General features: G+C 42.8%; 21 protein-coding genes. 6 read left to right on the top strand and 15 right to left on the bottom strand.

Translation table 11 applies throughout. The features are described from left to right. Positions 1 to 42 precede the first annotated feature (42 nt). Entirely contained in the window at positions 43 to 1,323 is a 1,281-nt protein-coding gene (locus tag NI455_RS00525; protein WP_004278971.1) for an aspartate kinase, read from the top strand. Between the two features lie 250 nt (positions 1,324 to 1,573). Further along, positions 1,574 to 1,828 (top strand): carbon storage regulator CsrA, encoded by a 255-nt coding sequence (gene csrA, locus NI455_RS00520; protein ID WP_004278972.1) that lies wholly within the window; start codon positions 1,574 to 1,576, stop codon positions 1,826 to 1,828. 97 nt (positions 1,829 to 1,925) lie between these two features. Here csrA and rnhB read toward each other — a convergent pair whose 3' ends face one another. Further along, a complete protein-coding gene (gene rnhB / locus NI455_RS00515) occupies positions 1,926 to 2,513 on the bottom strand; it encodes a ribonuclease HII (protein ID WP_005247416.1) in 588 nt (195 codons plus the stop codon). A gap of 59 nt (positions 2,514 to 2,572) precedes the next feature. Beyond that, complete coding sequence (locus tag NI455_RS00510; RefSeq protein ID WP_004278974.1) at positions 2,573 to 2,944, bottom strand: hypothetical protein; 372 nt, start codon at positions 2,942 to 2,944, stop codon at positions 2,573 to 2,575. Between the two features lie 217 nt (positions 2,945 to 3,161). Between NI455_RS00510 and NI455_RS00505 the strand changes: the two genes are divergently transcribed. Beyond that, positions 3,162 to 3,725 carry a cytochrome b gene (locus tag NI455_RS00505; RefSeq protein WP_005247418.1) on the top strand — a complete coding sequence of 188 codons (564 nt, stop codon included), beginning with the start codon at positions 3,162 to 3,164 and terminating at the stop codon, positions 3,723 to 3,725. Positions 3,726 to 3,768: 43 nt separating this feature from the next. On the opposite strand, the gene NI455_RS00500 is transcribed toward NI455_RS00505, so the two are convergent. From NI455_RS00500 to yaaA, 4 genes are all read right to left on the bottom strand, one after another. Next, positions 3,769 to 4,122, bottom strand: coding sequence for a hypothetical protein (locus tag NI455_RS00500; protein ID WP_004278976.1), 354 nt, complete (start codon positions 4,120 to 4,122; stop codon positions 3,769 to 3,771). Positions 4,123 to 4,168: 46 nt separating this feature from the next. Beyond that, the gene (locus NI455_RS00495; RefSeq protein WP_005103600.1) at positions 4,169 to 5,170 is read right to left on the bottom strand and encodes an adenosine deaminase; all 1,002 of its coding nucleotides are present in this window, start codon (positions 5,168 to 5,170) and stop codon (positions 4,169 to 4,171) included. A 76-nt stretch (positions 5,171 to 5,246) separates the two neighbouring features. Then, complete coding sequence (locus NI455_RS00490; protein WP_004645563.1) at positions 5,247 to 6,569, bottom strand: NCS2 family permease; 1,323 nt, start codon at positions 6,567 to 6,569, stop codon at positions 5,247 to 5,249. Between the two features lie 1,181 nt (positions 6,570 to 7,750). Continuing rightward, positions 7,751 to 8,533 (bottom strand): peroxide stress protein YaaA, encoded by a 783-nt coding sequence (gene yaaA, locus NI455_RS00485; protein ID WP_253111942.1) that lies wholly within the window; start codon positions 8,531 to 8,533, stop codon positions 7,751 to 7,753. A 123-nt stretch (positions 8,534 to 8,656) separates the two neighbouring features. Here yaaA and NI455_RS00480 point away from each other — a divergent pair, with 123 nt between their 5' ends. Further along, a complete protein-coding gene (locus NI455_RS00480) occupies positions 8,657 to 9,289 on the top strand; it encodes an alpha/beta hydrolase (RefSeq protein ID WP_253111940.1) in 633 nt (210 codons plus the stop codon). A 32-nt stretch (positions 9,290 to 9,321) separates the two neighbouring features. On the opposite strand, the gene NI455_RS00475 is transcribed toward NI455_RS00480, so the two are convergent. The 5 genes from NI455_RS00475 to pheA form a co-directional block, all read right to left on the bottom strand. After that, positions 9,322 to 9,891, bottom strand: coding sequence for a GNAT family N-acetyltransferase (locus tag NI455_RS00475; protein ID WP_253111938.1), 570 nt, complete (start codon positions 9,889 to 9,891; stop codon positions 9,322 to 9,324). After that, the gene (locus NI455_RS00470; protein WP_253111936.1) at positions 9,879 to 10,241 is read right to left on the bottom strand and encodes a hypothetical protein; all 363 of its coding nucleotides are present in this window, start codon (positions 10,239 to 10,241) and stop codon (positions 9,879 to 9,881) included. The genes NI455_RS00475 and NI455_RS00470 overlap by 13 nt, the downstream gene beginning before the upstream one ends. 99 nt (positions 10,242 to 10,340) lie before the next feature. Continuing rightward, a complete protein-coding gene (locus tag NI455_RS00465) occupies positions 10,341 to 12,587 on the bottom strand; it encodes a bifunctional prephenate dehydrogenase/3-phosphoshikimate 1-carboxyvinyltransferase (RefSeq protein ID WP_253111934.1) in 2,247 nt (748 codons plus the stop codon). A 3-nt stretch (positions 12,588 to 12,590) separates the two neighbouring features. Further along, complete coding sequence (hisC, locus tag NI455_RS00460) at positions 12,591 to 13,682, bottom strand: histidinol-phosphate transaminase (RefSeq protein ID WP_004645569.1); 1,092 nt, start codon at positions 13,680 to 13,682, stop codon at positions 12,591 to 12,593. Between the two features lie 66 nt (positions 13,683 to 13,748). After that, a complete protein-coding gene (pheA, locus tag NI455_RS00455) occupies positions 13,749 to 14,858 on the bottom strand; it encodes a prephenate dehydratase (RefSeq protein ID WP_004645570.1) in 1,110 nt (369 codons plus the stop codon). Between the two features lie 488 nt (positions 14,859 to 15,346). Between pheA and NI455_RS00450 the strand changes: the two genes are divergently transcribed. Next, a complete protein-coding gene (locus NI455_RS00450) occupies positions 15,347 to 15,865 on the top strand; it encodes a DJ-1/PfpI family protein (RefSeq protein ID WP_005106495.1) in 519 nt (172 codons plus the stop codon). Between the two features lie 85 nt (positions 15,866 to 15,950). Here the strand turns inward: NI455_RS00450 and NI455_RS00445 are convergent, their stop codons facing one another. Both NI455_RS00445 and NI455_RS00440 read right to left on the bottom strand, forming a co-directional pair. Further along, positions 15,951 to 17,093, bottom strand: a complete 1,143-nt coding sequence (locus NI455_RS00445) for an acyl-CoA dehydrogenase family protein (RefSeq protein ID WP_253111933.1) — start codon at positions 17,091 to 17,093, stop codon at positions 15,951 to 15,953. Positions 17,094 to 17,252: 159 nt separating this feature from the next. Continuing rightward, on the bottom strand, positions 17,253 to 18,596 hold the full coding sequence (locus NI455_RS00440; RefSeq protein WP_253102397.1) for a dicarboxylate/amino acid:cation symporter: 1,344 nt from the start codon (positions 18,594 to 18,596) through the stop codon (positions 17,253 to 17,255). 407 nt (positions 18,597 to 19,003) lie between these two features. Between NI455_RS00440 and NI455_RS00435 the strand changes: the two genes are divergently transcribed. Beyond that, a complete protein-coding gene (locus NI455_RS00435) occupies positions 19,004 to 20,005 on the top strand; it encodes a glycosyl transferase family protein (protein ID WP_253111931.1) in 1,002 nt (333 codons plus the stop codon). Between the two features lie 82 nt (positions 20,006 to 20,087). Here NI455_RS00435 and NI455_RS00430 read toward each other — a convergent pair whose 3' ends face one another. Continuing rightward, positions 20,088 to 20,360: a YeaC family protein gene (locus tag NI455_RS00430; protein ID WP_004278992.1), complete on the bottom strand. Its 273-nt coding sequence runs from the start codon at positions 20,358 to 20,360 to the stop codon at positions 20,088 to 20,090. Positions 20,361 to 20,363: 3 nt separating this feature from the next. Further along, entirely contained in the window at positions 20,364 to 21,302 is a 939-nt protein-coding gene (locus tag NI455_RS00425) for an NAD(+) kinase (RefSeq protein WP_180086143.1), read from the bottom strand. Between the last annotated feature and the right edge of the window lie 90 nt (positions 21,303 to 21,392).

Here is a 21,392-nt window from a genome sequence, read left to right as displayed (position 1 = left end):
CCCTGATAGGTACATCAGGGTCATGGCTTATATGGAACAACTATGGCATTAATCGTTCAAAAATATGGCGGTACCTCTATGGGTACTCCCGAGCGCATTTTAAATGTTGCTCGTCGTGTAAAGCGCTGGCATGACCACGGCCACAAGGTAGTGGTAGTGGTATCAGCAATGAGTGGCGAAACCAATCGTCTACTTGCTTTAGCGAAGGCCATTACCGAAACCCCTGACCCACGTGAACTAGACCAAATGGTATCTACGGGTGAACAGGTTACGATTTCTATGTTAGCAATGGCGCTGAACTCAATTGGAGTTGAAGCAAAATCACTAACAGGTCGCCAGGTTGGCATGAAAACCGACAGCTCATTCAATAAGGCACGTATCGAATCCATTGATACTGAAGTCCTGAACTCAAATCTGGATGCAGGCCGCGTACTTGTCGTTGCCGGTTTCCAGGGTTTTGATGAACATGGCAATACCACCACTTTAGGGCGTGGCGGTTCTGATACTTCAGGTGTTGCAATTGCTGCCGCACTCAAAGCAGATGAATGCCAGATTTATACCGACGTTGACGGTGTATATACCACCGATCCACGTGTTGCACCAAAAGCAAAAAAAGTTGATCGTATTTCATTTGAAGAAATGCTTGAGATGGCGTCACTCGGTTCTAAAGTCCTGCAAATTCGTTCAGTTGAATTTGCTGGTAAATACCAGGTGCCTTTACGCGTATTATCAAGCTTCGACAATGACAACGATGGCGCATTCGACGAAGAGTTTAAGCAAAACGTTGGTACACTTATTACGACTGAATTGGAAGACAACATGGAACAGCCAATTATCTCCGGTATCGCATTTAACCGTGACGAAGCAAAATTAACTATTTTAGGTGTGCCTGACGAACCAGGTATTGCTTCTAAAATTTTGTGCCCGATTGGTGATGCCAATGTTGAAGTGGATATGATTATCCAGAACGTTGAAGAAGATGGTACAACTGATTTCACTTTTACTGTGAACCGTGGCGAATTAAATAAAGCCAAAGCCATTCTTGAAGCGACTGCTCAAGAAATTGGTGCGCGTGAAGTTGCGACCCGTTCAGATATCGTAAAAGTATCGATTGTGGGTGTAGGTATGCGTTCTCATGCAGGTGTAGCGAGCAAAATGTTTACAGCATTGGCAGATGAAGGCATCAACATCCTGATGATCTCGACGTCTGAAATCAAGATTTCTGTGATCATTGAAGAAAATTATCTTGAACTTGCTGTTCGTTCATTGCATACCGCATTCGGTTTAGACCGTGAACAAGGCGAATCTAGCGCACGTGCTTAAGTGTTAAGACAGAATATTGTCATTGTTTGACAGTATTTTATAAAAGTCTACAAAAATGCAGAGCCACTATAGTTTTTTTTATAGTGGCTCTGTTATATTAAGCCTGAGGATTTTTAACCAGCTGAGATAGATTAAAATCTTTCACCCAGATGACAGAATTTCTATCCAGATCTTATTTTGTAATTTTTGGTTGTGCTTTTTGTTTTACATTCAATAGATTGCAGGTTTTGCATTTTGCAAGGAGAAAAACATGCTGATTCTGACTCGACGCGTCGGGGAAACTTTAATGATTGGTGATCAAGTCAGTGTGACTGTGCTTGGTGTAAAAGGTAACCAGGTTCGTATCGGGGTAAATGCTCCGAAAGAAGTCTCTGTGCACCGTGAAGAGATTTACCAGCGTATCCAGCATGAACGTGCAATGCATGAACATCTTCAACATATCGATCAAGATTACCAACCTTCTTATGAAGATGACAGCCAGACACAAAATAACTTTAATCGTTAATGTTTGTGCGAAGAATAAAGCGGCTTTTGAGCCGCTTTAAATTTGTCCGCATTTTATATAAAAATATTAAATACTTAGATACTACTTTAAATAAAACTTAAAGTTCTGCACCCTGCTGTAATGCTGCAATCACCTTTTTCACTGGCCCAAAACTGCGGCGATGCTCATCAATGACACCATGCAAGGCAATTGCTTCAAAATGTGCTTTGGTCGGATAACCCTTGTGCTTGGCAAAACCAAATTGCGGATGCTTCTGATCCATCTCGATCATCTGATGGTCACGGGTTACTTTCGCCAGAATACTGGCTGCTGAAATTTCAGCATGCAGTGCATCACCACCCACCACGGCATCACAGCTCATGCGAAGGCCTTGAGGGACTTTATTGCCATCGACTAGTACATGCTCTGGTTGAACTGGCAAAGCTTCTACAGCACGACGCATGGCCAGCAAAGAAGCTTGCAAAATATTATGTTCATCAATCTCTGCCGCAGAAGCCTCAGCAATGGCCCATGCCAGCGCTTTTTCCTGAATCTCGATAAAAAGTTTTTCACGCTTCTTTTCAGTGAGTTTTTTAGAATCATTTAAACCCTCAATCGGGTTGTTCGGATCCAAAATAACTGCCGCAGCGACCACCGAACCCACTAATGGCCCACGCCCTGCTTCATCTACACCAGCAATCTTCATGTCTATTTTTCCATAAAAAATAGGCTGAACCAGTCAGCCTATTTCAATTTAATCTTGGCTTAGTTTACAGCTTCAGCTACACAAGCGTTAATGGTTTTTGCAACCACATTGCCGACAATCGTCGCACGTGCTGCCGGGTCAATCGCTGCAGTCGCCAAATCTACCGCTGTTACGCTTTGGGGTGCTTTTTCGCTGACACAGCCACAAATTTCAGTCTGGATATTCTGCTTTTGGGTCGTAGTCATTAGACGTGTAGCTGTTTGCCATGCTGGAATATTATTCAGCTCAGTCGTACATTTTGCATTGATCGCGATTTTAAGCGCAGCCCCACCCAGCTGTTGAGTCGTGGTTTGCGTTTCAGGGCTGCCTGTTGTTGCACAAGCCGATAAAACCAAAGTAAGCGGAGCAAGTGCAGCCAATAATTTTTTCACAGATCTGTTCCTTGTTTATTCATATATGAAGCGTGACGCTATTGTGCCGAAATTCACCTGAATAAGAAATCTATAAATCATCCTGAATGTTTAATCTGCACCCAGCAATTTCAATAGATGTTGCATGAAAGCCACCATAGCGTTGCAGATTTGGAATTGCTGAGTTGATTCGCCCTTTGCTAAGGTGCATTCATCTTTGAGGGCAATCGAAAATCACATGGAAAAAGTACAATATTACACGCGCACGGCACAATGGCTGCACTTGATCATGGCAGTTATCTTTATTGCGGCCTGGCTGATTGGTTTTTATAGTGGGAATTTTTTAAGTTATGAAGTCGATGGCAGCTTTAAAGGCGATGTCATCACCCTGCATAAAAATATCGCCACCACCATTATTTTCCTGTTGGTTGTGCGAATTTTCTGGCGTTATACCCACCCTGCCCCTGAACTACCGGACACTATGTCACCCCGGATGAAAACTTTGGCACATGCAGGTCATCTGGCTTTGTATTTTATGCTGATTGCCCTACCTGTCACCGGCTGTTTATATAGCTGGAGTCTGGGCTATCCAGCACCAGTGCTATATTTATTTAACCTGCCGGCACTGATTTCAGAAAATCCGGCTGTAACCGCGATCGTAAAACCCCTGCATATCTGGCTTTCCTGGGCAGTTGGCTTACTTTTAGTTGGACATATTTTCGCAGCACTGAAACATCATTTTATCGATAAAGATCATGTACTCAACAGCATGACCCGACAATCCAAATCTTCTAAAAAATAATCTGCAAAACCACACTCAATCAGCTTTCATTGCAAAGCTGATTTTATTTTAAGAACTCGGTCATGCAGCCTTTCAGACTGTTTGCAATAGCCTGTTGCGTGAGTTTTGACTTTACTTCTTCATCCAGAGTCGCTTTCAGTAAAGTGCTTGCCGGAATATCCTTGAGTGCATGCTCACCTACACATGAACAGACATTTTGCTCAAGTTCAGCTTTATTTTTGTCCTGCATAAAATAGGTCGAGGCAGTCCAGAATTTAGATGCTTTCAATTCTTTTGCACATTGGTATTCAATCACGGGTTTTAAAGTACGCTGTGTCAAAGTCATATCTGCATTTGAGCAGGCAGATATCAACACGCTACTGATGAGTAGAATTACATGTTTCAACTTCATATCCATCTATAAAAAACAAAGGCAGAGCGTACCCTGCCTGTTATCTAAAAACTTAAACCAGGGCACGGATCTGGTTGATCCATTGCTCTTTATCAGCATCGGTAATAAAAGAAGCTTCAAATGAGTTGATGGCCAACTGCTTCAATTCCTCGTTGCTTAAATCCAGTGCTTCAGCAATGGCAATAAAATTGTCATTCATATAACCACCAAAATAAGATGGATCATCTGAATTGACCGTGACATGCACACCTTGCTGTAAGAGGCGACGGATATTATGCTGCTGCATATCATCCACGACGCAGAGTTTCAGGTTTGACAATGGGCAAACCGTCAGTGGCATCTTTTCTGCGATCAGGCGCTGCATTAACGCCGGATCTTCTTCCGAACGTACACCATGATCAATACGATTCACTTTCAGCAAATCTAAAGCTTCCCAGACATAGGCTGCCGGGCCTTCCTCACCTGCATGTGCTACAACCAAGAAACCTGCTTCACGCGCTTTAGCAAAGACACGTTCAAACTTTGAAGGTGGATGCCCGACTTCACTTGAGTCCAAACCGACTGCAATAATCTGGTCTTTATAAGGTAAGGCCTGTTCCAATGTTGCAAATGCAGCATCTTCACTTAAATGACGCAAGAAGCACATAATCAGATGTGAACTGATACCCAGTTTAGTTTTGGCATCATCACAGGCTTTTTGCAAGCCGTTGATCACGGTTGCAAAAGCAACGCCACGATCGGTATGGGTCTGTGGATCAAAGAACATTTCAGTATGCACGACCCGGTCTTCAGCACATTTCTCAAAATACGCCCAGGCCAGATCATAAAAATCCTGTTCATGAATCAATACAGTAGCACCAGCATAATAAATATCCAGGAAGGACTGAAGATTATGAAAGTTATAGGCCTGTTTAACTTCTTCAACAGATTTATACGGGATGGCAATTTTATTACGCTGAGCGATCGCAAACATTAGCTCAGGCTCAAAAGTGCCCTCAATATGAACATGAAGCTCGGCTTTTGGCAAAGCTCGAATCAACTCAAGACGGTTCATCGCTTCTCCTTATGAAACCTAAAATAATAAAAAAAGGGTGCAAACTGAGTTTACACCCTTTCCAAATCTAGAAAAATTAGCCGCCAAATAGTGCGAATTTAAGCGTCCATAGTACTGCAATAATCCAGACCATATACGGTACAGTTGATGCCTTACCGGTTAACAATTTAATCAGTGCATAGCTGATGAAGCCCATCGCAATACCATCCGCAATCGAATAGGTAAATGGCATAAATACAATGGTTAAAAATGCAGGAACTGCTTCTGTAATATCTTCCCAGTCAATATGCACGATACCTTGAATCATTAAGACACCGACAAATAACAGCGCTGGCGCGGTTGCAAAGCTTGGTACAGACTGTGCCAATGGAGCCAGGAACAAACAGGCAACAAACAGGATACCGACTACAACAGCAGTTAGACCTGTACGACCACCGGCTGCTACGCCTGCAGAAGATTCAATGTATGGTGTAGTCGATGAGGTACCTAAAGCTGCACCTGCAACAATTGCAGAAGAGTCAGCAAAAAGTGCTTTTTTCAAACGCGGCAGTTTGCCATCTTTCAACAAGCCTGCACGGTGTGAAACACCTACGAGCGTACCGGTTGAGTCAAACAGATCAACCAGAAAGAAGACAAAAATCACGCCAATTAAACTGGCAGTGAACAGACCTTCAAAGCTCATTTGCATAAATGTGGGTGCAATCGATGGCACTGCGCCAACCACACCTTTAAATTCACTCAGACCCAATGCTGCTGAAATACCGGTTAACACCAAAATACTGATGATGATCGCACCACGCACTTTAAAGTGATGCATCACAACAACCAAAAGGAAACCAAATAATGCAAGCAAAACCGATGGTTGCTTTAAATCACCCAAACCTACCAACGTAGCGGGATTATCCACAATAAGGCCGGCATTTTTCAAAGCAATCAGCGCAAGGAATAAGCCAATACCACCACCGATGGCCAGTTTCAGCGACATTGGAATCGCATTGACAATGGCTTCACGGATTTTGAACATGCTGATCGCAATAAACACAAGACCGGAGATAAACACAGCCCCAAGTGCTGTTTGCCAAGGCACACCCATTCCCAAACATACGGAATAGGTAAAGAAGGCATTCAAGCCCATGCCTGGTGCAAGTGCAATTGGATAATTTGCAATCAAGCCCATGACTAAACAGCCAATCGCGGCTGCAAGACAGGTTGCTACAAAGACAGCCCCATGATCCATCCCCGTTTCGGACAAAATCATCGGATTGACAATAATGATGTAACACATCGTTAAGAATGTGGTCACACCAGCAAGAACTTCTGTACGGAAACTGGTTTTGTTTTCACTCAGTTTAAACAGACGTTCAAGCATACTTTCTGAAGATGGATTAGGAGTCGTCATGACCTAGCCCCTATTGAGTAAACTTTATGCTTTAAGCAAGCCGTCAAATAAATGAAATTTTATAAAAAAATTCATCAATTTTAAGGATGTGTTAGCAACGAATATGCCAGCATAGCCATTTGACGGGTTAAAATGTTGGAACAGCTTACAGCCCCAGGGCTATGCTATAAAAACCCAAAAAAAATCTAAACAAAAAAGCTGCATAACCTTTATGCAGCTTTATTTTCTCGATTTAAATCGAATGCTTAACAAGATGAATTCTGCTTCATCCTGATCGTTGGCAAATTATAACACATTGATTTCTTATTGCTTATTTGATTTTACACTTTATTAGAAATTAATATATTCCAGGTGAATATTTAAAAAATTTTATTATATTTATTATGGTTTTAATTTTATTAATCCAGCCCAATTGGCGGGAGGAAGATATATAACCTGCTTAATGTCGATGCCGATTGGATTCCAGCAATTTGCTTGAATCACGTCCATCGTTCAAGACATGACGGATCTTTTCATATTTTCTGATTTCTGACTGTTTATGGACACAAAATCCTAATAAACTGATCATTAAGGCAAAAACAGGGATAGCATATATTTTCATTTTTATTATGCTGCTTTGTAACACTATGCAATTATGCTAACAAAAAACCTAACAAACTTGTGACATAGTTTACATTTAACCCGATAGAAGGCATTTATTTATCTTCTAAAGATTAATTTTATGTCGTTTTATTTATTAATACTTAATTAATTTATAATTCTTTTTTTCAAAAAATCGATACTATTAAAAATTCTTTCAAATAAACAATAAATAATTGAATTTAATATATTTTTAAAAATCTCTAAAAGAAGTTTCTTCAAAATTAAAATATATAGATAAATGAAATCTAACCTATTCAATAGAAATTATTTCGATTTATTTTATCGGCATTTTCCAAGAATGCTCAACTGTAATTTTTAGAATAAAATGATCTAAATAAGGGAGATTTTGCGAGGAATTTCAAAGTGTTTAGCGATATTTTTTATTTTTAACTATCGTGAAGTTTTCATTATGCAGTTCATCCACACTTCACTCATCATAGAGTCAAATCGTTGAACACTATTTAAGAACCTAACCATGATAAAGACATCCCAATATCCGGCATACATATCCTCATGCCAGATACTGGGAATCATCTCATTTATGCACTCAGTTGCTCATCACGCTTGAACACCAGTTCTCCCTGGAGTGAACTGTCTGCATCGAAATAATAGCCATCGCTATTAAAAGCTTTCAGCTCTTCGACACGATCAATTTTATTTTCAATCATAAAACGCGCCATGAGACCGCGTGCTTTTTTGGCATAGAAACTAATCACTTTATATTTACCATTTTTCTGATCCAGAAATAGCGGCTTGATAATGTCTGCCTGAATTTTGCGCTCGTTGACTGATTTGTAATATTCATCAGAGGCAATATTCACCAGGATTTCAGAATTTGCTGCTGCTAGATCCTGATTAATCAGATCAGTAATGTGATGCGCCCAGAAGTCATATAGGTTATGCCCGCGGGAATTGGCTAACTTGGTTCCCATTTCCAGACGGTACGGCATCATCAGATCCAAAGGACGTAAGAGTCCATATAATCCAGACAACATGCGTAAACGATCTTGTGCATAGTTCAGATCTTCATGTTTCAAACTATAGGCATCCAGACCTGTATAGACATCGCCTTTAAATGCAAAAATCGCCTGACGGGCATTGGCTAAATTAAAATCTGGCTGCCAGTCATTGAAACGTGCGGTATTTAAACTGGCAATTTTTTCACTGACACTCATTAAGCTGGAAATTTCTGTTGCAGAAAGTGTGCGACAAACTTTAATCAAGTCCTGTGAATGTTCTAATAATCTTGCTTGAGTAAATTGGTCAGTCGGTAATGGAGTATCGTAATCGAGAGTTTTGGCTGGAGAAATTAAAGCGAGCATGGCAACCTGGTCAAAAAATGATTAATCAAACTATATCAGTCTGCTTATTTTAATTCCAATTCATGTTTTTATTCACCATAATCGTTAAAATGCACGATTCTCCTGTTAATCATCGGTTTTTATATGTCCGAGCAAATTTTTCTTCAAGGGCCTGCGGGTCAGATTGAAGTTTTTGTGGATTATCCTCAGGGTGAAGTGAAAGGATTCGCGGTAGTTTGTCACCCCCATCCATTGCAAGGCGGTACACCACAACATAAGGTTCCGGTTTTACTGGCACAAATGTATCTGGAACGTGGCTGTATTGTGTATCGTCCAAGTTTCCGTGGTTCTGGTCAAAGTGAAGGTATACACGACGAGGGCTTCGGTGAGACGGATGATGTATTAGAAGTCATTCGGTTCGCTCGCAACCAGCATATTGCCCTGCCTTTTTATGCAGGTGGTTTTAGTTTTGGTGCGCATGTCATGGCAAAAAGCTATGCAGCCTTACCGGTAGAACTGCAACCAAAGCAAACCATTTTATGTGGTCTGCCGACTGCAACAGTTGCAGGTATTCGCCATTATGTGACGCCCGCCATTAAAGGCGACATTCTGTTCGTTCATGGCGAAGCCGATGAAGTGACTTTGCTCTCAGATATAATTGAATGGGCAAAGCCACAACGCCATTTAGTGACCGTATTACCTGGTGCCAACCATTTTTTTACCGGCTATTTAAAGCAATTGCGGATTGCAATGAGCCGGTACTTAGCGCTTGGTTAAATAAAAAACCCATCAGATGATGGGTTTTTTTATTAAAAGACAAAATCGTCTGCAAAAATTTCATACATCACAGCCCGATATTTAGGCTTATCGATGTAACGGATAATTTTTCCGCCCAAGCGGTCTGCAATTTTACGGCTAGCCCAGTTTTCTTCTGCTACCGGATAGCTTAAGACTTGAAGCCCTAATGTATTGAAAGCATAGGCCACAATACAATGCACTGCTTCATGTCCATAATGATGACCATGCGCATTTTCACGGATCCAAATACCGACTTCAGGTATTTCATCATGAAGTCGATCTTCAGGTATTTCATCATGAAGTCGATGTAAACCACATAGTCCAATAAATTCTTGTGTTTCAATATGACGGATCACAAATACATATTCTTTATAATCGGTCATATTTTCCAGCCAATTTTGCCAGACTGTTGCAAATTCCTGTTCAGATTCTGGTGGGTCCCACGCCATAAAACGTGTCAGACTCGGCGTAATTGAAGCATAAGTTTCTTTGGCATCGGCTGATTTAAAACAATTCAGGATCAGGCGTTTACTTTGCAATGTAGGCAAAGCTGATTGAGTCTGTTGAATTAGCTCTTCCATTCAAACTCGCTAAAGCTTTCCTGCTCTTTTAGAGAGGTTTCCACTGCCTGTGCAAGCTGATTAAGCAAACTTCTTTCGGTGATACGATCCAGCCAGTCCTGTTTTTCTTCAGGATATGAGGCAATTTCACAGACCAGATGCCCTTGTTCATCTCTGGTTTCACAACTCACCGATAAAGGCAGCGCATGTTCATCTACACTGACGGCAACCTGAGCACCACTTTGGCTTAAGGTCTGAAAACCATATTTGCCTAATTTTTCGGCAAGTAAATGTGCTACATATTCCTGGGTTTCCTGACTATCCCGTGGTGTTTGGCTCTGGGTATTGGCCATGAATTTTAATTTTCGCATCGCTACTTCCAAATGGCTTTTTTCTTATATGGGTTTAGCATAAGCAATATAAACAAAACAGCCAAGCAAAAGCTTGGCTGTTTCACATAATTTTAAAAATTATTCTGACACTTGAATGGGCAGTCCTGCGATTGAGGTCAATTCTGTGAAGGTCGGGAAACTGGTTGCGACCGTTTCAGTACCGACAATCTTGATCTGCTCCGAATTACGCAAACCGGCAATCGAAAAACTCATCGCGATACGGTGATCGTGATGCGATTCAATTTCACCACCCGTAAAGATTGGCGACCAGTCACCGGACTTGCCCTTACCTTCAATGATGATGCCATCTTCAGTTGGGGTACAGTCGATGCCCATGGTTTGAAGACCATCTGCCATCACTTGAATACGATCCGATTCTTTCACGCGAAGCTCGGCAGCACCGGTCAGAATCGTCTGACCTTCAGCGCATGCTGCCGCAATGAATAACGCCGGGAATTCATCAATTGCCAATGGCACCTGATCTTCCGGCATATGAATGCCTTTCAAGGTACGCGTACCACGAATACGAATGTCCGCAATTGGTTCACCGCCTGCAATACGCTCGTTTTCAACTATAATGTCCGCCCCCATTTGCTTGAGGATTTCAATCACACCAGTACGGGTCGGGTTAATGCCTACCGCTTCAAGGGTGACGTCCGAGTTTTCAGTAATTGCCGCACCCACCATAAAGAAGGCAGCGGACGAAATGTCTGAAGGCACCTGAATATTGGTTCCAACCAGCTTACCACCACCTTGCAGGGAAATTCGGTTACCTTCAGTTTTCACCTCATAACCGAATGCACGCAACATACGTTCAGTATGATCGCGGGTTGGTTCAGGTTCAGTCACCGAAGTTTCACCTTCCGCCCACAGGCCTGCAAGTAAAATACCTGATTTCACCTGAGCAGAAGCCATTGGCAAATCGTACTGAATCCCTTTAAGGTTTTGATTACCGGTAATGGATACAGGTGGTGTACCGCGTTCACCTGTGGTCTGGATCTGCGCGCCCATTTCACGTAAAGGCTTGGCAATACGCTCCATTGGACGTTTGGATAAAGATGCGTCGCCAGTCATGACTGAATCAAATTTCTGCGCTGCCAGCATACCGGACAGCAAACGCATTGAAGTGCCTGAGTTGCCCATATAAATGGCAGACTGTGGCGCTTTTAAGCCCTGCATGCCAACACCATGAATGGTCACTTCGCCATTTTTAGGGCCTTCAATGCTGACACCCATATCACGGAAAGCTTGCAGTGTCGCTAAAGCATCTTCACCTTCCAGAAAGCCGGTCACATGCGTGGCGCCTTCAGCAATCGCACCAAACATGATCGAGCGATGTGACACAGATTTGTCACCTGGCACGGTAAATTTACCCTGAAATTTCTTGGCACCCGGCTGAATGGTAAATTGTTGTGTCACTTTATTTTTCTCCATGAAAGGTTTCTTGGCGAGCATATGGTTGAAATGCTGGCGAGCTGCCTGCGCATGACCCAATAAGCCCATCAATGCGTGGGAATCTTCATCTTCAATCAATTTGCGGATAATCGCGAGCTGCTGTTCAAAGCCATCAACAGCATTCAGAACTGCTTTTTTGTTGGCAAAAAAGATGTCATGCCACATTTGTGGATCGCTGGCGGCAATTCGCGAGAAATCCCGGAAGCCACCGGCAGCATAACGAAATATATCTAAATTGTCTTCACGCTTGGCCAGTTGCTCAACCAGGTTAAAGGCCATGAGATGCGGAAGATGACTGGTATGCGCTAGCACTTCATCGTGCTTGTCGACATCCATACAAATCACTTCGGCTTTCGCCGCTTGCCACAGCTGAATCAGTTTATCGACGGCCCAGCCTGCACTACTTGGCAGTGGCGTCAAAATCACCTTATGATTGGCAAATAAATCGACTTTTCCTGCATGTACACCAGTATGTTCTGCACCTGCAATCGGATGGCCCGGTACAAAACCTTCAGGTAGTGCATCGCCAAAGACTGCTTTCGCTGCATCGACTACATTGCCTTTAGTACTACCGACATCAGTGATAATGGTATTGGCAGATAAATAAGGCTTGATGGCTTCCAGCACCTTTTGCGTGGCACGCACCGGTAATGCAAGCACTACCAGATCAGCACCTTTGACCGCTTCCACAGGATCTGCATAGCCTTCGGAAATCAGGCCAAGAGATTTAGCATCTTCCAAAGTCTTTTGTGAACGTGTCGATGCAACGATGTCATTGGCCAAATGCTCGGCTCGAATGACACGCGCCAGACTTGAACCAATGAGTCCAAGCCCGATAAATGCAACTTTTTCAAACAGTGGCTGCGACATGGTTTAAGCTTTTGCCTCTAAACCGAGTACTTTAGCCAATGCGCTCAAGAATTTCGCATTTTCTGCTTCAGTACCAATCGATACGCGAATGTGATTTGAAATACCAACCGGACGCACAATCACCCCTTGTTTGAGCAAACCATTGAAGGTTGCTGATGGGTCTGCCTGTACATCTACCAGAATAAAGTTGGCACGTGAAGGCACATAGTTAAGACCCAAAGCCTTAAAGCCAGCTTCAAGTTGCGCCATACCGGCTTTATTCACTTCACGAGAACGCGCGATAAAGTCTTCATCTTTCAGTGCAGCCACCGCAGCGACCATCGCTAAATGGTTGACATTAAATGGTTGACGAATACGGTTCAGGTAATCTGTCACTTCAACTGAAGCCAGAGCAAAACCAACACGTAGTGCAGCCAAACCATAACACTTCGACAAAGTACGGCTAACGATCAGGTTTGGATATTGCGCGAGGAATTTCAAGCTGTTGAAGTTTTCCGGGAAATATTCCACATAGGCTTCATCCAGAACCACGATGACATTGGCAGGAACTTTTTGCATGAACGCTTCAAATTCAGCTTCTTCAAACCAGGTTCCTGTTGGATTATTCGGGTTTGCAATGAAGACGAGTTTGGTATTGTCCTGAATGGCAGCCGCCATTGCTTCCAAGTCATGCGAAAAGCCTTTAGCTGGTACTTCAATCGCTTGCGCATTAATGGCTTGAGTTACCAATGCATAAACCGCAAAAGCATGCTGGCTATACACCACCGAATCATTTTCTGAAACGAATGCACGGGCAAACATTTCCAGTAAGTCGTTTGAACCATTCCCCAAGGTAATCTGATCATGATTAAAACCAAACTGGGTTTTGATCTGATCTTTCAGGATAAAACCACCACCATCTGGATAACGGCCAATTTCAGCAATTTCCGCAGCGACCGCTTCTTTGACTTTATCTGAACAACCCAGCGGATTTTCATTTGAAGCCAGTTTGACGATATCGGTAAGACCCAACTCGCGCTCAAGTTCACTGATCGGTTTACCCGGTTGATATGGCTTTAATTTTGAGATGCCTGAATTGGCTGGAACAAACGACATTTTAGACTTCCAATTTTAGGTATAAAACAGTGGTCAGCACCCTCGCCCTGACCACGTATAGCTGACTTAAAGTACAGCTGCAGGATATGAACCGAGCACGCGAACTTCTTTAACCAAAGGACGAATTTCTTCAATGGCTGCTTTCACGTGTTCCTGCTCAATATGGCCTTCAAGATCAATGAAGAACACATAAGCCCATTTTTCAGGAAGTGCAGGCCGGGTTTCAATACTGGTCAGACTGATATTGTGCTTGGCAAACGGCGCCAGAATTTCCAGCAAAGCTCCGGCACGATCATGCGCTGAGATTAGTAATGAAGTCTTGTCATTACCACTTTGAGGCACTTTTTCACGACCAATCACCAGGAAGCGTGTGGTATTTTCCGGATTGTCCTCGATATTGCTATGCATGATTTCGAGGTCATAGATACTCGCGGCAATTTCAGAAGCAATTGCAGCAGAATGCCATTCATTACGAATACGGCGTGCTGCTTCCGCATTGGAACTTAAAGCGACACGTTCCACACCTGGATAATGAGCATCCAGCCACTTACGGCATTGTGCCAAAGTCTGCTGATGCGCATAAATCTGTTTGATGCTGTCTTTACGGGTATTTTCAGAAATCAGGAACTGATGGTGAATCGGTAATTCAACTTCGCCAATCACATTCAGGTTCGATGTTTTAAAACAGTCCAAAGTATGGTTGACCACGCCTTCAGAGGAATTTTCTACCGGCACCAGACCATAATGGGCACTGCCTGCTTCCACGTCACGGAAAACTTCATCAATGGTCGGTAAAGGACGAACCACAGCATCATGACCAAAGTGCTTGAGTACCGCAGAATGGGTATAAGTCCCGACTGGTCCAAGGAAAGCAATGCTTTGCGGAGCTTCGAGTGCCAGACAGGCCGACATGATTTCACGGAACAGACGTGCCATGGTGGTATCAGACAATGGCCCTTCATTACGTTCCATGACATTACGCAAAACCTGAGCTTCACGTTCTGGACGGTAAAACAGCGGATTCTCTTCTGAGGCAAATTTTGCTTTTGCCACTGCTTCAGCCAAACGTGCCCGACGGTTAATCAATTGCTGAATTTGCTGATCAACAGAATCGATATCTTCACGAATTTTTGCCAAATCAAGAGAAGTCGTGGTGTTTTGATCGTCGTTGATCATTGTTCTGTCGCCCTTCATAAACCTTATCTGTTCAGTATAACAATAGTGAGCTTTCAAATGTTACGCAATATGGCATTGGTAGATTAAGTCTTAAAAACATACAGTTGATTTTAACCGTTTATCGCTTTTAGTCATATCTGGTAACATTTACTTCAGCTTTTCTGCTTGATTTACATTATTAAATTGTAAACTTTGCCTGTCCATATTAACTGATTTTAAGGAAGATGAAATATCACTATTTCTTAATCTATATAGCGGTTTTAAACATAAGAAAATTAAAATAATTGCTTTGCAAACGTCATTTTTGAACCATTCATATCTAAGATAGATTTCACAATAAAATGCACACTCTGCAACCCCATTTTTATCGACTTCTCTTTGATTTCACTTATTTTTTTACATTAAATCACTACTCAATTACAAAGCAGAGACGATTTTTTAACCAATCATAGATAGTCTAACTTAAAACAAGCGTTTGGGTGTCAGTCATGCCAAAAAGAATAGCTGTACTTTTGACGAATAATTTTGAAGATCAGGAATATCTTGAACCCGTTGCGGCCTTGCTGGAAGCAAAGCATAGCATCTGTAATATTGAGTTTAATGCAGGAAAAGTGGTCTATGGTCTGCATGGCTGTTCTGCAGTGACGATTGACCGGGACATCGAACAAATCAGTATTGATGATTTTGATGCCTTGCTGATTCCTGGCGGTGAATCTGCAGTTTCTTTATCTACCGATATGCGGGTGCTGCAATTTATCCAGGCTTTTAATCAAGCCAAGAAAACCATCTTTAGTTTATGTGATGCATCATTATTACTGTGTGAAGCAGATGTGCTGAAAAATCGAATTATTACCAGTATTCGCGCGCATGCCAGTCGCGTCCAACGTGCCGGTGGAACGTATTATGATGCAGAACTGGTGAATGACAATAATCAGTTGATTTCATCGCGTCTACCCAATGATTTACCCATTTTTATTCATGAATGTTTGGATGTCTTAAAATCATAAAGTCTTAAAAAATATTTCCCATCTTGGCTATGTTCTCCCCCTATAAAAAAGAGTCCTTCGGGACTCTTTTTTTATGAGTGAGCTATTAACGTCCTAACAGACCACGTGCCACTATCTCTTTCATGATTTCATTAGTACCACCATAAATCCGCTGAATCCGCGCATCAACGAAGAAACGTGAAATTGGATATTCAGTCATATAGCCATAACCCCCAAATAATTGCAGGAGATTGTCCGCGATTTTCATCTGCATATCGGTAGAAAAACTTTTCAATGCCGCTGCAGTTTCTACATCCAGCTTCCCTTGCATATAAAGCTCAAGATTCTGGTTATAAAATGCTGCAGTTGCCAATTCATCAATTTTCGCTTGCGCCAACACAAAACGAGTATTCTGGAATTGACCGATCGCCTGACCAAAAGCCTGACGCTCTTTCACATATTGTGTGGTCACATCAATAGATCCACGAATGGCGCCTAGAGCGGTGGCAGCAATGGCGGTACGCTCACGCGGCAATTCCTGCATTAAGTAAGCAAACCCCTGTCCCGGCTGACCCAGTAATTGATCCTTTGGCACTTTGACATTGTCAAAAAACAGCTCAGACGTATCCTGTGCATGCAGACCAATTTTGTCCAGATTGGTGCCTTTTTTAAAGCCTTCCAGATGGGTATCGACCAGCAGCAATGAAACGCCTTTGGCACGGGCTTGCGGATCAGTTTTGACTGCAAGCACTACCAAATCGGCATGCTGACCATTGGAAATGAAGGTTTTTGAGCCATTTAACAGATAATGTTCATCCTGCAAGATGGCACTGGTGCGCATAGCTTGCAAATCTGAACCAGCACCCGGTTCAGTCATGCCGATCGCACCGACCACTTCACCGGTGACCATTTTTGGTAACCAGTATTTTTTCTGTTCTTCGGTACCGATATGCAGGATATACGGTGCTGCAATATCGGAATGACAAGACAGACCTGTGGCAATGGCACTGTATCCGGCACGTGCAGATTCTTCGATCAGCATCAAGGAATAATCGGTCGGCACCCCATAGCCACCATATTCTTCTGGGACATCGACACACAAGAAGCCATTTTCACCGAGTGCATTCCAGACTGAACGCGGCATCAGACCTTCACGTTCCCACTGCTCATAGTACGGCGCGACATGTTCGTTCATAAAGCGTTTAAAATTATCGCGGAATAATTCTAGATCGGCATCGTAGGCAATCATTCTATTGTCCTTGTTGTTTATCGTTTTAGTTTCCTTTTCACAGACTATCGACTTTCCTGCTCCCTGTCATGTGCCGGCATTCATCTTTTTACTAACTTCACAGTCAATAAAAAAGGGAAGCCGAAGCTTCCCTTTTAGACACGAAAGACAGACTCAAACTTAGTGAGCGTTATTGCCTTCTTGCGCCATTTTTTCATCAATTTCAGCTGGATTCGCTAAAGCATAGTTCAGCTTGTCCATATCTAACTGGCCCACCCATTTTGCAACTACTAAAGTCGCCAAAGAGTTACCAACCAGATTGGTCAAGGCACGAGCTTCAGACATGAAACGATCGATACCGAGAATCAATGCCAGACCTGCAACAGGAATATTACCTACAGCAGCCAAGGTTGCCGCCATCACAATAAAGCCTGAACCAGTCACACCTGCCGCACCCTTAGATGAGATTAGAAGTACCAGAAGCAAGGTAATTTGATGAGACAAATCAAGTTGCGTATTGGTCGCTTGTGCAATGAAGATCGCAGCCATCGTCAAGTAAATCGACGTACCATCCAGGTTAAATGAATAACCAGTTGGAATTACCAGGCCTACCACTGATTTTTCAGCACCAGCAAGTTCCAGTTTCTTCAACATACGTGGCAGTACTGATTCTGAAGATGACGTCCCCAGTACAATTAGAAGTTCTTCGCGAATCAGGCGGATCATCTTCATGATACTGAAACCAGCAAAACGCGCAATTGAGCCTAATACGATGAAAATAAACAGTACGCAGGTGATATAGAAACAAATGATCAACTGTGCCAGCTGAGCAAGAGAACCAATACCATATTTACCAATTGTAAATGCCATTGCACCAAATGCACCGATTGGAGCAAGTTTCATCACCATGTTCACGATGTTGAAGAATACATGTGAAATCTGGTCAATGAGTTTCAGGACTGGCTTGCCTTGATCACCTAGCTTATGCAGCGCAAAACCAAAGATGATCGCGAACAATAGAACTTGCAGGATTTCGCCTTCTGCAAATGCGCCCACAACCGTATTTGGAATAATGTTCATCAGGAAATCGATAGTCGATTGTGACTCACCTGAAGCAACATATTTACTAATGCCACTGGTATCCAGTGAAGCAGGATCAACGTTCATGCCTACACCAGGCTTCACGATGTTAATCACGACCAGACCGATGACCAAAGCAATCGTAGACACGATCTCGAAGTAAAGTAAAGCAACACCACCAGTTTTACCGACTGATTTCATGCTTTCCATACCCGCAATACCGCTCACCACGGTACAGAAAATCACAGGTGCGATGATCATTTTAATCAGACGGATAAATGCATCACCAAGCGGTTTAAGCTGTTCGCCCAAGCCAGGGACATGCTGTTCTACGCCATTGATAATTTGCGTACCACTAGGCGAAAAATGCCCGACCAGAATACCTGCGATAATGGCCACAATCACTTGAAAATACAGTGACTTATAAATTGGTTGTTTCGCCATAATAAATCTACTTGAACGATATCAAAAATAAGAAAGACCATTTTGAGGAATACACTGACCTATTCATCCCTTCTCGAATGAACTTGATCAAGTCTCAATAGGCTCAAGAGAATGTTCAAAATGATAATCAGCCATGCATTGAATCTGACACTCAAGTATCAGACCAAAGTATTAAATGGAAGAAAGAGATTAAGAAAAATTAAACAGACTCTAAAAATTGCCTAAATTTTACCGAATATTCAGACTAAATGCGCATAACTTATTAGGCGGTTGCTTATGTTTTAATCAGAATAGATTAGACATTAGTCGATAATCAGATTTAACTGATTGTTTTACGTATACTGAAAGGTTTATGGATTTCCATCATCTCCCTTGACATTAATATTTTCTGCAAGCTGTAAAAAGTTATGAATACCAAAAGAAATATTTATAAAGATTTCGAACATCCCTTTGCCCAATATGTACGCATTGTGGGTAAAGGGAAAAATGGCGCCCGCTCCCTCAGCTATGATGAAGCCTATCAAGCCTTCAGTATGATTTTGAAAAATGAAGTGCTGGATGTGCAGTTAGGTGCATTCTTGATGTTATTGCGGGTCAAGGAAGAGTCGGTAGATGAGTTGGCCGGTTTTGTACAGGCGACACGTGACCAGCTGAATTTCAAGACACTGGATGTTGATCTGGACTGGTCGTCCTACGCGGGCAAGCGCAAACATTATCCATGGTTTATTCTGGCAGCGCTGACGCTGGCCAAGCATGGTTATAATATTGTGATGCATGGTTCCTCGGGCCATACCATGAACCGCGTTTACACCGAACAGGTGCTGACTTACTTAGGCTATCCAATCTGTCAAAATGATGTCGAGGTTGAACGACAACTACAACAACAGCATTTTGCCTATATCCCACTTGAGGTGATTTCTCCGATTCTGGCGGACTTGATTACGCTGCGTAATGTCATGGGGTTACGCTCCCCGATTCATACGCTGGCTCGTTTAATTAATCCCTTTAATGCCAAAGCGACCCTGCAAGCCATTTTCCATCCAGCATATCGTGGTTCGCATCAGCAAGCAGCTTTCCGCTTGGGCTATAAAAATAGTGCCGTGATTAAAGGTGAAGGGGGCGAATTCGAGCGTAATCCGGATGCCAAAACGCTCATCTGTGGCATTAAAGATGGCCTGCTCTATGAGCATGAATTGCCAAAGCTCACTGACAACCGCAGTCCAATTGAAGAAGAACTGGATCTGGCGCTATTTAAGGCTGTCTGGGACGGTCAGCAAAGCCATGATTATGGCGAGATTGCAGTGATAGAAACTATGGGCATTGCGCTATATACCATGAGCGTGTGTGACAGCTTTGAAGCTGCGATGCAAAAAGCCAAAATCTTATGGGCGAATCGCCACACGGTTTAATCTTGTGCAAAAGAAAAAAGCATTGTTCAGTGAATGAACAATGCTTTTTTTAATTGTATTGCTATTGGCTGGGAATTAAGCCTTAAACAAAACGAATCGGCTTGAATTCAGGTTCATTCTTGTGATGATCATCATCACACTCTTCACCCTCTTCTTTAGTACCGCGATCGATATAACCGCTGCGCTCATTTTCAGGCAGGTTTTTCATTTCCCAGGCATACACTGCCTGCATACAGGTCTGACGTTGTTCTGGTGTCAAGGCTACACCGTTTGGCCACTTTCCAATTTCGACTGCTGTTCTTAGGCGTTCAACAATCTCAGGATTGAGTACGGCAAGCATTTGTTCAATATTCATGATTTAATCCTGCTTAAAATAATCAAAGTCCTGATTCCACCCCAGTTTGGTTCGACAGGCATTATAAAAGTCATAACCCGGTGGATGCAGAAGATTCAGTTTAAAGGGATGCTTGCGAATATGGACGCTATCACCCACATTCAAAGACACACTGTGTTGTCCATCCGCACTAACCATCGGCAGTACGCGATTTTCACGAATCAATAATTTAATTTCACTATGTCCACCGACCACAATCGGGCGTGAAGACAAGGTATGCGGATGCATCGGTACCAAGGCAATCGCATCCATACTTGGATGTACAATCGGGCCACCACCAGAAAGCGCATAAGCCGTAGAACCAGTCGGCGTAGAGACTATCAGGCCATCGCTGTGCTGACGATAGACATATTGTCCATCAATATTCAGTTCAAAATCGATCATATGTACCGATTTCCCTGAATGTAGCACCACATCATTTAGAGCAATGGCATCGTAAATCACTTCACCTTTGGAGCGAATTTCGACTTCGAGTAAAAAACGTCGCTCAGTCTGAAAGTCACCTTTTAATACCTGATCCAGCTTGAAGATCACTTCGGTCGGCTTGATATCCGTTAAAAACCCCAGACGACCACGGTTAACCCCGATTACCGGGGTATTGTACTTGACCAAGGCGCGTGCTGCATGTAACAGCGAACCGTCACCGCCCACGACAATCACCAGATCCACCACCTCACCCAATAAAGCACGACTGACGGTTTGGGTATTTTGATAGGGAACAAGTTCAGCTGTCGCTGCATCAAAAACTGGATGTAGGCCTAAATTGAGAAGATGATCGTGAATAAGGCATAAGGTTTCAACCACCGACGATTTATCAGGACGTCCTATTAACCCGATATTTCGAAAGGTCTTATGGGAAATTTGCACCAGTGTCGTCGCTCCGCTACGAATCTTGGATATCATAACATTAAGCTATACCTGGATGACAATTTATAACAGTGCTTCATAGGTAGGAAATTATTTGAAATATATTCGAATTAAGGAGAAATTGTG

It is taken from the genome of Acinetobacter lwoffii (assembly GCF_024129435.1).
GTDB lineage: Bacteria > Pseudomonadota > Gammaproteobacteria > Pseudomonadales > Moraxellaceae > Acinetobacter > Acinetobacter lwoffii_F.
This window is presented reverse-complemented; position numbering and strand designations above follow the sequence as displayed.

Excerpts from the sequence above, each read along its gene's own strand:
- NI455_RS00525 (WP_004278971.1), top strand. The coding sequence starts at position 43 with ATGGCATTAATCGTTCAAAAATATGGCGGTACCTCTATGGGTACTCCC.
- csrA (WP_004278972.1), top strand. The coding sequence starts at position 1,574 with ATGCTGATTCTGACTCGACGCGTCGGGGAAACTTTAATGATTGGTGAT.
- rnhB (WP_005247416.1), bottom strand. The coding sequence starts at position 2,513 with ATGAAGATTGCTGGTGTAGATGAAGCAGGGCGTGGGCCATTAGTGGGT.
- NI455_RS00505 (WP_005247418.1), top strand. The coding sequence starts at position 3,162 with ATGGAAAAAGTACAATATTACACGCGCACGGCACAATGGCTGCACTTG.
- NI455_RS00500 (WP_004278976.1), bottom strand. The coding sequence starts at position 4,122 with ATGGATATGAAGTTGAAACATGTAATTCTACTCATCAGTAGCGTGTTG.
- NI455_RS00495 (WP_005103600.1), bottom strand. The coding sequence starts at position 5,170 with ATGAACCGTCTTGAGTTGATTCGAGCTTTGCCAAAAGCCGAGCTTCAT.
- NI455_RS00490 (WP_004645563.1), bottom strand. The coding sequence starts at position 6,569 with ATGACGACTCCTAATCCATCTTCAGAAAGTATGCTTGAACGTCTGTTT.
- yaaA (WP_253111942.1), bottom strand. The coding sequence starts at position 8,533 with ATGCTCGCTTTAATTTCTCCAGCCAAAACTCTCGATTACGATACTCCA.
- NI455_RS00480 (WP_253111940.1), top strand. The coding sequence starts at position 8,657 with ATGTCCGAGCAAATTTTTCTTCAAGGGCCTGCGGGTCAGATTGAAGTT.
- NI455_RS00475 (WP_253111938.1), bottom strand. The coding sequence starts at position 9,891 with ATGGAAGAGCTAATTCAACAGACTCAATCAGCTTTGCCTACATTGCAA.
- NI455_RS00470 (WP_253111936.1), bottom strand. The coding sequence starts at position 10,241 with ATGCGAAAATTAAAATTCATGGCCAATACCCAGAGCCAAACACCACGG.
- NI455_RS00465 (WP_253111934.1), bottom strand. The coding sequence starts at position 12,587 with ATGTCGCAGCCACTGTTTGAAAAAGTTGCATTTATCGGGCTTGGACTC.
- hisC (WP_004645569.1), bottom strand. The coding sequence starts at position 13,682 with ATGTCGTTTGTTCCAGCCAATTCAGGCATCTCAAAATTAAAGCCATAT.
- pheA (WP_004645570.1), bottom strand. The coding sequence starts at position 14,858 with ATGATCAACGACGATCAAAACACCACGACTTCTCTTGATTTGGCAAAA.
- NI455_RS00450 (WP_005106495.1), top strand. The coding sequence starts at position 15,347 with ATGCCAAAAAGAATAGCTGTACTTTTGACGAATAATTTTGAAGATCAG.
- NI455_RS00445 (WP_253111933.1), bottom strand. The coding sequence starts at position 17,093 with ATGATTGCCTACGATGCCGATCTAGAATTATTCCGCGATAATTTTAAA.
- NI455_RS00440 (WP_253102397.1), bottom strand. The coding sequence starts at position 18,596 with ATGGCGAAACAACCAATTTATAAGTCACTGTATTTTCAAGTGATTGTG.
- NI455_RS00435 (WP_253111931.1), top strand. The coding sequence starts at position 19,004 with ATGAATACCAAAAGAAATATTTATAAAGATTTCGAACATCCCTTTGCC.
- NI455_RS00430 (WP_004278992.1), bottom strand. The coding sequence starts at position 20,360 with ATGAATATTGAACAAATGCTTGCCGTACTCAATCCTGAGATTGTTGAA.
- NI455_RS00425 (WP_180086143.1), bottom strand. The coding sequence starts at position 21,302 with ATGATATCCAAGATTCGTAGCGGAGCGACGACACTGGTGCAAATTTCC.